At 59.9% G+C, this 9,989-nt stretch carries 9 protein-coding genes; 4 read left to right on the top strand and 5 right to left on the bottom strand.

Features of this window, described 5'->3' with window-relative positions; genetic code table 11:
- The first annotated feature begins 71 nt into the window (after positions 1 to 71).
- The 4 genes from K336_RS18975 (at position 72) to K336_RS17665 (ending at position 3,786) form a co-directional block, all read left to right on the top strand.
- Positions 72 to 449, top strand: a complete 378-nt coding sequence (locus tag K336_RS18975; RefSeq protein ID WP_081660658.1) for a transposase — start codon at positions 72 to 74, stop codon at positions 447 to 449.
- A gap of 323 nt (positions 450 to 772) precedes the next feature.
- Positions 773 to 958 (top strand): hypothetical protein, encoded by a 186-nt coding sequence (locus tag K336_RS20170; protein WP_411431120.1) that lies wholly within the window; start codon positions 773 to 775, stop codon positions 956 to 958.
- Between the two features lie 249 nt (positions 959 to 1,207).
- Positions 1,208 to 2,329, top strand: coding sequence for an alcohol dehydrogenase catalytic domain-containing protein (locus K336_RS17670; protein ID WP_155945022.1), 1,122 nt, complete (start codon positions 1,208 to 1,210; stop codon positions 2,327 to 2,329).
- Entirely contained in the window at positions 2,326 to 3,786 is a 1,461-nt protein-coding gene (locus K336_RS17665) for an aldehyde dehydrogenase family protein (protein ID WP_081660656.1), read from the top strand. Before K336_RS17670 ends, K336_RS17665 begins: the two co-directional genes overlap by 4 nt.
- On the opposite strand, the gene K336_RS16960 is transcribed toward K336_RS17665, so the two are convergent.
- Genes K336_RS16960 through K336_RS18550 form a run of 5 tightly spaced genes read right to left on the bottom strand, consistent with a single transcriptional unit; the run spans position 3,755 to position 9,973 of the window.
- Complete coding sequence (locus tag K336_RS16960) at positions 3,755 to 4,831, bottom strand: methyltransferase domain-containing protein (RefSeq protein WP_081660655.1); 1,077 nt, start codon at positions 4,829 to 4,831, stop codon at positions 3,755 to 3,757. The genes K336_RS17665 and K336_RS16960 overlap by 32 nt on opposite strands.
- Positions 4,832 to 4,849: 18 nt before the next feature.
- Positions 4,850 to 7,222: an FtsX-like permease family protein gene (locus K336_RS0106950; RefSeq protein WP_028706631.1), complete on the bottom strand. Its 2,373-nt coding sequence runs from the start codon at positions 7,220 to 7,222 to the stop codon at positions 4,850 to 4,852.
- The gene (locus K336_RS0106945; protein WP_028706630.1) at positions 7,219 to 7,923 is read right to left on the bottom strand and encodes an ABC transporter ATP-binding protein; all 705 of its coding nucleotides are present in this window, start codon (positions 7,921 to 7,923) and stop codon (positions 7,219 to 7,221) included. Before K336_RS0106945 ends, K336_RS0106950 begins: the two co-directional genes overlap by 4 nt.
- A 14-nt stretch (positions 7,924 to 7,937) precedes the next feature.
- Positions 7,938 to 9,035: a polyprenyl synthetase family protein gene (locus K336_RS0106940; RefSeq protein WP_028706629.1), complete on the bottom strand. Its 1,098-nt coding sequence runs from the start codon at positions 9,033 to 9,035 to the stop codon at positions 7,938 to 7,940.
- Entirely contained in the window at positions 9,032 to 9,973 is a 942-nt protein-coding gene (locus K336_RS18550; RefSeq protein ID WP_155945021.1) for a hypothetical protein, read from the bottom strand. The genes K336_RS0106940 and K336_RS18550 overlap by 4 nt, the downstream gene beginning before the upstream one ends.
- Positions 9,974 to 9,989 lie beyond the last annotated feature (16 nt).

Here is a 9,989-nt window from a genome sequence, read left to right as displayed (position 1 = left end):
CTGTCCGTGGACCGGCAGAAGACGTCCCAGTCCTTCTTCGGCGCCCTCTCGCTGACCAGCAAAAAAGTCAAATTGTACCCGATCGAGGGCAACCAGAACACCGAGCAGACGATCCTCGCGCTGGAACGACTCCAACGCGAAACCGAGACAGAGAAGATCGCGGTCGTCTAGACAACGCCCGCCCCCACCACGCGAAAGCGTTGACCGCCCTCTACGAGCCGGGCCAGCTGCTGGAGCGCATCACCCCTGTTTTCCTGCCGCCGTACGCGCCCGACCACAACCCGGCCGAGCACATCTGGAACGCGGCCAAGAACAACATCGCGGACATTCAGCACGAGACCCCCGAAGAAACCTTCGGCGCATTCGCCTCATACATCGCCAGCCGCGCCTTCGACTACGACTTCGAGCACCTCCCACCCCGCGAAACCAGAAACGATTTTGTTTCATGACGACCATATATTCCAACCTGGCAGGGATTCGCCCACCCGGCGGTCGTCATGGATTGCTCCTCGGGGAGGGGTCGTCGGGGGCGCGATCGCCGGTCGCATGCGCGCCGGACTCGTCGCCGGGGCCTCGGCCATGGCCGCGCCGGGCCCGTCCACCGATCCGTGGTGTCACGGTCTTTCACTCGGATCGGGGAGCTCGATGCACGTCGGCCGGATGCACGGGATTCATGACCGGCCGCGGGGTCCTCCCGTCCGTCGGGCGGACCGGTGGCTGCTGTGGCAGTGCCGTCGCTGAGTCGTTCAACGCGATCTTGAAGAAAGAACTCGTGAACCGTAAGGTCTACTCGGCCCGGGACCATGCGATCCGGGACGTGACGGCCCGGATCGAGTCACGATGCGATCGCAAGCGTCTCCACTCGGCGATCGACTACCAGACCCCCGACCAAGTCGACACCGGATGGAGACAACAACACAAGGCAGCAGCCCGAGACCAACCATCAACCACTGCTTGAAAAACCCATATCACTCCACGCGGCGCCTGTGAACATGGACGGTATGCCCTAACGAGACTTGAGGGGGAGTATCATAGTGATAGCAGTTGGGTGGCGACGGATTGCCGCGATAACCCCGTGAGGCGCACGATCAGTTTTCTCGATTAATTCGATGTGGGGGTAAGATGATGAGAGTTCCACCGGTTACGCCGGACCAACCCTACTAGATAATCTGTAGTAACCTTAAGAAGGGAACCTGAAGTGTTAATCATGGCTGCAGTCACCCACGGTAAAGCAGATCTTACCTGGCGGACCGTCGAGCTTGACCCGCCCGGGCCTGGAGAAGTGCTCGTCGAACTTGCTGCGAGCGGCATATGCGGCACTGACCGACGGGTAATCGATGGCACCCGTTATTTCGCACTACCCGGTGTGGTCGGCCACGAGGGCTCTGGGGTCATCCAGAAGGTGGGCTCAGGTGTGAGTGGTTTTCACCTTGGCGAGCATGTTGTGCTCGGCTGGGCTCACTGTGGTGACTGCCCCGCCTGTACGGCTCGGGCAACCTCATACTGCAAGCACACAAGACGGACCACTGAGGCTGGTGTCCGCGTCTTCGGCCCCCTGAGTGGGCAGGGAGCCTACCGTTTCCCGGACGGAAAATACCTCGGTGGCCATTATTTTGGTCAATCCTCTCTCGCGAGCCACACCGTCGTCGCGGCGAGCAGTCTGGTATCGATCGACCAACGGCTCCCACTGGCAAAGCTGGCGCCGCTCGGATGTGGATTCTCGACCGCATTCCATGCGGTCTCCGACGTGATTAGACCGCAGCCGGGAGCCAACGTCGTGGTTTTGGGCGTCGGTGCGGTTGGCAGCGCCGCGATCGTGGCCGCAAGCATGGTCGGTGTGCACGTTGTAGCCGTCGACCATAAGCCTGCCAAGCTCAAACTCGCAGCACAGCTTGGGGCCGATCCACTTGCGATTGAAGATGCTGCCGAGCTGCCAAGCTTACTCCGCCGTCATTTTGGAAGCCGCCCCGATGCGGTAGTCGAATGCACTGGCAACCAGCAGCTCGCCGAGGCCGCTGTCGCTGCCATCGGTTCGCGCGGGGTGTGCGCGCTTATCGGAGGGTCGCGCGCGGGTACCAACATAACCTTAGATCACAATCGACTCGTCTGGGGCAAACGAGTTCAGGGGGTGCTGGGAGCTGGTGACATAAACTGCACCATCGGTCGGCTTGTTGATCTCTGCAAGGACGGTAGTTTCCCACTCGACAAGCTGGTACGGATCTACCCGACGGATCACCTGTCCGAGGCGCTGGCTGACCATGCAGCGGGTTTGGTAATCAAACCTGTCGTTCTTGCCCCGACCACCTCCGACCCACTAGACCAGCCATGACTTGGCAGTATATCCCGGTCCCCCAGCCAGATCCGTGCTGGACCGGCTCGGTGTTCGTGGCTGGTTGGCAGCCAGTCACCGGTGAACTGACGGTCACCGACCCGTTCTCTGGAGGCCAACTCGCCGTGGTGGGGGCCTGCTCGACCCGCGAGATCGACCGGGCGCTAACGGCGTCTCTCGCGGCTCAACCGGCGTGGGCAGCAGCCAGGCAGGCACGGATCTCTGTCCTCTCAGCCGCAGCAGACGCTATGAGTGCCGGCGGGGACGCACTGGTGGCGTGGTTAGTTCACGAGACGGGTTCATCGGTTGCCAAGGCCCGTCTCGAGGTCGGCCTCGCGGCCGCCGAGCTTCGGGAAGCCGCAGAACTGGCCAAGCTGACTTTTGATCACCCTCTGCCCGGCGACAAGCGCCAATCCACCACCCACCGGGAGCCGATCGGTGTTGTGGCGGTCATCGCCCCCTTCAACTTTCCCGCCCATTTGGCCATCCGGGCGATAGCTCCCGCACTCGCACTCGGAAACACCGTAGTCCTCAAGCCCCATCCCTGCGCCGCGATCAGTGGCGGACTGTGGCTAGCCGGGATGTTCGAGGCCAGCGGGTTGCCAGCCGGGGTGCTGAGCGTGATACCCGGCGATGCCGAGATCGGCGAGGCACTCGTCGCCGATCCCCGCGTCGGGCAGGTCACATTCACCGGTTCCGTCGCTGTCGGGCAGCGGATAGCCGAGACCGCAGCTAGTCAACTGACACCAACGCTGCTTGAGTTGGGCGGCAATAATGCTCTGGTGGTGCTACGAGATGCCGATGTCGAGCTGGCAGCTTCTTGCGGTGGTTTCGGCAGTTTTTACCATCAGGGCCAAGTCTGTATGTCAACCGGACGTCACTTGGTTCACGAGAGCAGCGTCGAGGCGTACGTGCAGGCCTTGGTCAACTACGCGGACCGCCTGCAGGTCGGCGATCCGGCCGATTCTAAGAACGATCTGGGCCCGTTGATCAACGCTCGACAGTTGGCCCGAGTCGATGGCTTGGTTCGTCGCAGCGTCGCCGTCGGTTCCGAGTTGGTGTTGGGTGGTACGAATTCGGGACTGTGTTACCACCCAACGGTTCTAATCGACCCGACGAGACGGTCTCCCGCTTGGCAGGAGGAGATCTTCGGCCCAGTGGCGGTGGTCGCGCCATTCAGCGACGATCAGGATGTAGTAGCGATAGTCAATGAACAGGGGCCGGGGCTGGTTGCCAGTATCCTTTGCGCAGACGTGGACCGTGGTTCGGAGTTGGGTGCAAGGATAGCCTGTGGGATCGTACACGTGAACGAACCAACCATCGACTATCAGATCGGCGCGCCGTTCGGTGGCTGGGGAGCCTCCGGAAACTCGACCATCGGCGACCGCACCTCTAACGTGGTTAACTTTACAAAATCCAAGTGGTTCACTCGTCGTCTTGTGATTCCGCAGCGCTGACGTCTTCCGCTGCAGCATCAGAATGCTTACTACGTCTGGCGGCGAAGAATCCAGGATAGCTAGTGTTGGGAGCGCCGAATCCCTTGGCCTCGTACCATCCGATGACCTCTTGACTGCCGTGGCGGAACTGGTAGCGTGGCATGACGTTGTCGAACGACAGAAATACTGCCGAGCGGATCATCTCGGCCCGGTTGTGGAAAACCGGATAGATTTCAGGCGGGAAAATCTGACAGTTCCGTTCGTGCTCGCGCACGAGGAAATCCTTAATTTGATTGGAGAACATCTTTACATAGAGGCGGCACCATGCCATGACCAACGGTATGGGCAGCTTACTGCCCAACCCCGCGAAGTGATGGTCCCGCTGTCGGTATAGACCGTCCCAAAACGAATCCTCCCCCTCGCGAGGGTACAGCCAGACGAACAGTCCTCCTCTCGGTTCGACCAAGTCGGCAACCTTATCGAAGGCAGCCTGGGTTGACCTAGTGTGGTGGAGGACGCCGATGCTAATCACTTGGTTGAACGCTCCGGCCAACAATGGCGGTCGCAGCACGTCACCTTGGACGAAGTGTAGGTTAGCGACGTCACCGAAACGGGCAGCGGTTTGCCTGATCGCAGTTGATTGGTCGATTGCCACCACTTGGTGCTGGGGATAACGCACCGCCAGCTCGGCTGATTTCTCGGCCGAGCCACAGCCTGCATCCAAAATCCACTGCTGTCGTTCGGTGGTATCCAGGTGACTGAAGAAGGTCTGCGACATCCACTCGACGAGCTGGGGAATTCGGTAGCCGTAAATCACACCAGTGTCCTCGCCTGCACCGCCCTGACGGACTTTCCACTGGAAGCTGAACCCTTTGACTGAGTGGCGGTCCAGATTGCCCTCCACCAGCATGCGTGGAACAGAATCGATGATGGCGTAAGACCGTTCACATCCTGAGCACTTTAGCGTCCCTGATTCAATCTGCGGACCATCGGTCATTGAGGACGCCAACATCACCGCCGAGCCACAGGCCGGACACCGCAGAACCGTCAACAAAATGCGTCGCATAACAGCCGCTTTCTCATGTCAGCCTATCCCCCGCTCACGGTTCCCTAAATCGCTGGCGTGCAGCACCCACTGGGCCAATGGCAACGCGGCGAGCGGTAGGAGGACGAGCCCAGGAACGAAGGTGATCAAAAATGGTTGAGCTGACAGCTGAGTGTTGATGTTGAACCATGCATTCGAGATGCGCTCGTTGAGCAGCCGCGAAACCAGCCAGGCGACCGGAAAGGCGGTCACGATACCGACCAGCCCGAGTAGCGACGCCTCCATGACCACCGTGCTGCGAATCGCCCGGTTGCGGAAACCGAGCAGGCTGAGCAACGAGTACTCACGCCTCCGCTCCAGGATCGTGTAGCCAAGACACGCCCCAACGAACAACAGCGCCACCGCAATGCTCGTCAGCGCGCCGAGCCACAGCAAGGCTGTGATCTGGTCGGATGAAGCGACAATCAGCTTGACTATTTCTTCCTTGCTCAGAGCCTGCTGCACCCCCGATTCGGAGTTCAGTGCATCGGCGGTCGAGGCAATCTCGCCAGGTGGGGCCTTGACCAAGGCACCCGAGAACAGGTCACTTCCAGTGAGTGAGCTCGCGAACTCCAGCGTCGAGCGAACCTCACCGGGTAACGCAGACGACATGATCCCCACTACCCGTACCTCGTGTTCGATGCCTGTCGCGTTCACCGTGAAAGCATCGCCCGGTTCAAGCGCCAGCTGGTGAGCAAGCCCGGCCTCGATGACCACGCCATCTGGATCAGATTCGGAGATGTCAGAGCCTTCGACAAGGTTCACCTTGTGCCAGGTATTCTTCGGATCGAAGCCGCCGATCATAAGGTTCTCGATGGCCGAACCGTTGGTCGCTTGGGCCACCGTCTTGATGATAGGCGTCCACTCACTCACACCAGCCTCCGTCATGAGGGCTGCCACCTGAGCGTTTGACTGTGACTGGGTGAAGTCGACAGTCAGGTCCCACTGGTTGCCGTCAACAGCCGACCGAGAAGTGGAGATCACCGAGGAATACGACAGGAAGTAAGCCGCCGTCAGGCCAAAACCGATCGCGATGGCCAGCACGGTCAGAGCAGACACCCGCGGGTTGCGCTGGATGTTTCTGACTGAAAGACGGGCTGTAGTGCTTGTCGCCAGAGTCCCCAGCCGGGCCCTTCTTATTCGGCCGCTGCGAGCGGTATCGATAGTGCGGGTCATGGCATCGCGCGGCGACATCCGAAACATCTCTGCAAAGGCAAGTGCTGCGCCGAGTCCATAAACGACCAAGGTGCTAGCACAACCGATAGTGATCATCACGGGATCAAGGACGAACGGCACGTTCGGCAACCCAACTGATGATGCGAAATTCTCCAGGAATACACGCCCTACGAATATTGATCCCAGCAGACCTATCAGGATTGTCCAAGCGGCCAACCACATGTAGGGCAGCACGTAGGCGCGGGCCACTGCGGCGGGTTCGTGACCCTGCACGAGCAGTACTGCGATGCTCTTGCGCTCTCGCGCAATCCACTGCGCCGAGAGGAACATCGACACAACGGCAGCCGACAGCGCTCCCACCAGCACCATCAGGGGGATGACGATGCCGAAGACGTCCAAGTTCTTCTCGACGTACTGGTAGGAGAACTGCTCATCCTGCTTCATGACGTAGGCCCCGGTCAGGTGCTGCGCGGCGGCCTCATTGAGAACGACCTGCCGAGCGGCGTCGAGATCCTGGCCTGGCTCGAAGTTGAAAACGACGCTGTTCACGGTCGACGACGACGGCGGCAGATAGACCACCCCCATGGAACCCTTGGCTGAGACGAACAGGCTCGTATTGAGCGGGGCAATGAGGAACTCAGGGTCTCGGACGACCCCGCGCACGGTCACGGTTCGCGTGGTACCGCCGACCTCGATGTTCAGTGAGTCGCCAACGCCGACCGAGTGGTACTTCGCCATGCCTTGGTCGATCAATACACCGGACTCGTCATCCTGCGCAAGAAGGGCCCCCTCAAGAGGTGTCAGAATATTCAACCGAGCCCCTGCCCGCACCGAATCGGTAGAGATTACGGTCAGCGCTAGGTCACCGGATCCAGCCAGCCTCGTGCGGCCGGACAGGATCTGGCGGGACGCACTATTGGCCAGCCCGGGCAGCCCATCAAAGCGCGGCGTCTGCTGGTTTGGCGAGGGAGTGAACCTCAGTTCCATGTCTGCGAGCTGACTGTCAGAATACCAGCTGTCGCGCGCCTTCGTGACACTCGACATGGCCGAGTACTCACCGACCAACATCGAGAAAGCCACGGACGCGACTGCAATCAACAGCATCAGCCGACCTACCACCGACCAGGCAGAGCCGAGGGCGAACTTCTGCAATGAGCTGAGCGGAAGGGACCGGGCAGGATTGTGGATCTGGATCATGAGTGACTGACCTCGATGACGCCATCGCCTATCTCCCAGGTCTCGGTGGCATAGCTGATGACGATCGGATCGTGAGTGGCGACGACGATCGTGGTGCCGATCTGTTGTTGCAACCGAGTCAGGCAATCGAGTATTTGTGTTGCATTCTTGCGGTCAAGAGCACCGGTTGGTTCATCGGCCAGGATCACGGGAGGCCGCTTGACCATCGCCCGGGCAATTGAAACGCGTTGCTGCTCGCCACCGGACATCTGGGCAGGGAAATTGTTGGCTAGATGTGCGATCCCGACTGCGTCCAGCATGGCCATCGACTGCTCGCGTCGCTCAGCAATTGCCTTGCCCAGCGGCTCAAGCGCAGCAGACACATTCTCCAAGGCGGTGAGGGTAGGCAGTAGGTTGAAGAACTGGAATATGAAACCGATGGTCCTAGCCCGGAAGGCGGTGCGTTGCTTGCGCAGCAAGGTGCTCAAGTTGGCCCCACTCACCTCGACCTTTCCTGAATCGAACACCTCAATGCCTCCCAAGATATTGAGCAGTGTCGATTTGCCGCTACCCGAGACGCCCCGCAGAGCAATGTAACTGCCCCGCTCGGCGGAAACCGAAATGTTATCGAGCACCTTCAGGTCGCGAGTGGGGCCCGGGTATGTCTTGGTCAGTGAACTGACGCGGATGGCCCCGCGGCCGATTTCAACGGTGGTGGTCATGGGGATGTTTCCTCTCATCGATCACGGTTCGAAAGATATGAAATAAAGCTGCACCACAGCTCACGATCATCGCCGCGGAGGAAGTCCATGTCGGAGATGATGCGCAAACAGGTATCCAAGTGCTGGTCTGCGATTTCTCGCGCCTCGGCGAGCGCACCACACTCTTGCATGATGCCGACCGCGTTTCGCAACTCGGACTGGTCGGTCGTGTTTGCCCGCAGAATACGAATTAGTTCCGCCGCACGGTTGCGGTCAGCCCGTCGCAGTGTGAGCAGTACTTGCAGCGTCACCTTGCCCGCGGTGATGTCCTCGGCGGTAGTCTTGCCCCATTCTTCGCTCACGGGAGCCACGTTGAGCTGGTCATCGATCACTTGGAAGGCCAGCCCGATCTCCTCACCGAGTCTCGAGTAAGCCGTGAACGCCCGGTCGTCGGCATTGGCTATACTCGCGCCGATCTTGAACGGCATTCGATAAGTATAGGAAGTTGAGCGGTGCAACACCGACTGCAAGTATTCGAGCGGGTTGTGATCCATAGTTTTCTCAGACGGCCACATCGTATCGATTGTGGTGCCAAGACCAGTCACCCAGTGCTCCCAGGCAAGCTCGCGTCCCAGCCGCCTCCTTGAGCTGTCATGCAAGTCCGACTTGGAATTAGCCAAGATAAAAAAGCACATGTTCAGCCAGGATGAGCCGAGCGCTCCCGCCGTGCGAATGCCAACCATTCGATGTGCGGTCGGTTCACCGCGGCGCAAGTCAGAGTCATCGGCGATGTCATCCAGCACCAGCGAGGATGAGTGGATGATCTCGGCCATTGCCACGAGACTGGGGACCTTCACCGGGTCAGCGCCCAAAGAGCGGGCAGTCAAGCAGACCAGCACCGGCCGGATCATCTTGCCAGTCCGATTCAGGTAGGAGCGGAAGGGCTCGTACCAGTCGTGAACCAGCAACTCAGTCATTTCGTCAGCCAGATCGGTTCCGGCCAGTTCATGGATCGCCTCAGCAGCGCCCCATCGATCAACGGTTTCCAAGACAGCCTGACGGGCGAAAGGCAGCCAGACCTTGTACTGCTCGGCCCAAGCGCCGGTCATTCCGGGGGCGAGGGTGACACTCATTGGCTAACTCCGATCATTTCGTAGAGTCGAGGGGCGACAAGCCGGATAAACCTGAGAACCGCCTGATTCGCTCCTGGAAGGGAACGTTTGGCGAATCCGAGAGCTAGACACATTTGTTCGGCAGCAAGCGCGGCCAAGTCGGCGTCCACTCGCAGGACCGCTTCGGGCAGACGGGTCTCGTCCGAGACGACAGGCTCCTCCCCGACTGAGTCCAGCACCGATTGGGAGATGGCATCCAAGCGCAGCGCTGCCCCGAGGTGCCGACAGGTTGCGGCCAACACGATGCCCGCCTGCGGCTGCCCAGCGACAGCAACAGCTGTGTGACCCACTAATTCGAAGGAAGCGGAGGGCTCCGTTGACAGCAGATGGCCAAGTAACCCTTGATGATCTAACTTACCCGACAGTCTACGGATCCCAAGGTCTGCAGTCCGGGCAAGGCCCTGTCGCACCAGATACTCACCGAAGACTTCGCCGAGGCGAGTGTCATCTTCCAGCGTGAGGGCAGACTCTTCTTCGTAGGAGAGGAGAACGCCGAGTTGGCGCAGGTTATAGGCAACCGTCACCCAGACAGGTGGGGGCAGCGGCAGTGATTCGTCCTGACGTGGCAAGTCATGCGTGTTCGCGACCATATCGAGCATGATCGATGAGAGGTACTGGCATTCGATTGCCGCGATCAGTCTTGCCGATGGACACTGTTGTGGCGCCTTTCCTGTCAGCAGCAGGTCCAACAACAGCGTCCGCAGACCGACGGGATGTTGGCTATTGAACTCATGGACAGGGGCCAAGAAGCCCCGTTCGAGCCCATCCCAGTCCCATCCGAATCGCGGTTCATCCACATAGGTGGCCATCCATTGGTCATCTCGTCTAAGTGGCACAGCTAACTTCAAGGCTCCATCGGCCACTGTACGGGCCTTCAGCCAAGCATTGGTAAGATCCATATCTTCTCTCCTTTCC

The sequence above is a fragment of the Propionibacterium acidifaciens DSM 21887 genome, from assembly GCF_000426605.1.
GTDB classification, from domain to species: Bacteria; Actinomycetota; Actinomycetes; order Propionibacteriales; family Propionibacteriaceae; genus Propionibacterium; species Propionibacterium acidifaciens.
This window is presented reverse-complemented; position numbering and strand designations above follow the sequence as displayed.

Excerpts from the sequence above, each read along its gene's own strand:
- K336_RS18550 (WP_155945021.1), bottom strand. The coding sequence starts at position 9,973 with ATGGATCTTACCAATGCTTGGCTGAAGGCCCGTACAGTGGCCGATGGA.
- K336_RS17665 (WP_081660656.1), top strand. The coding sequence starts at position 2,326 with ATGACTTGGCAGTATATCCCGGTCCCCCAGCCAGATCCGTGCTGGACC.
- K336_RS17670 (WP_155945022.1), top strand. The coding sequence starts at position 1,208 with ATGGCTGCAGTCACCCACGGTAAAGCAGATCTTACCTGGCGGACCGTC.
- K336_RS16960 (WP_081660655.1), bottom strand. The coding sequence starts at position 4,831 with ATGCGACGCATTTTGTTGACGGTTCTGCGGTGTCCGGCCTGTGGCTCG.
- K336_RS0106945 (WP_028706630.1), bottom strand. The coding sequence starts at position 7,923 with ATGACCACCACCGTTGAAATCGGCCGCGGGGCCATCCGCGTCAGTTCA.
- K336_RS0106950 (WP_028706631.1), bottom strand. The coding sequence starts at position 7,222 with ATGATCCAGATCCACAATCCTGCCCGGTCCCTTCCGCTCAGCTCATTG.
- K336_RS0106940 (WP_028706629.1), bottom strand. The coding sequence starts at position 9,035 with ATGAGTGTCACCCTCGCCCCCGGAATGACCGGCGCTTGGGCCGAGCAG.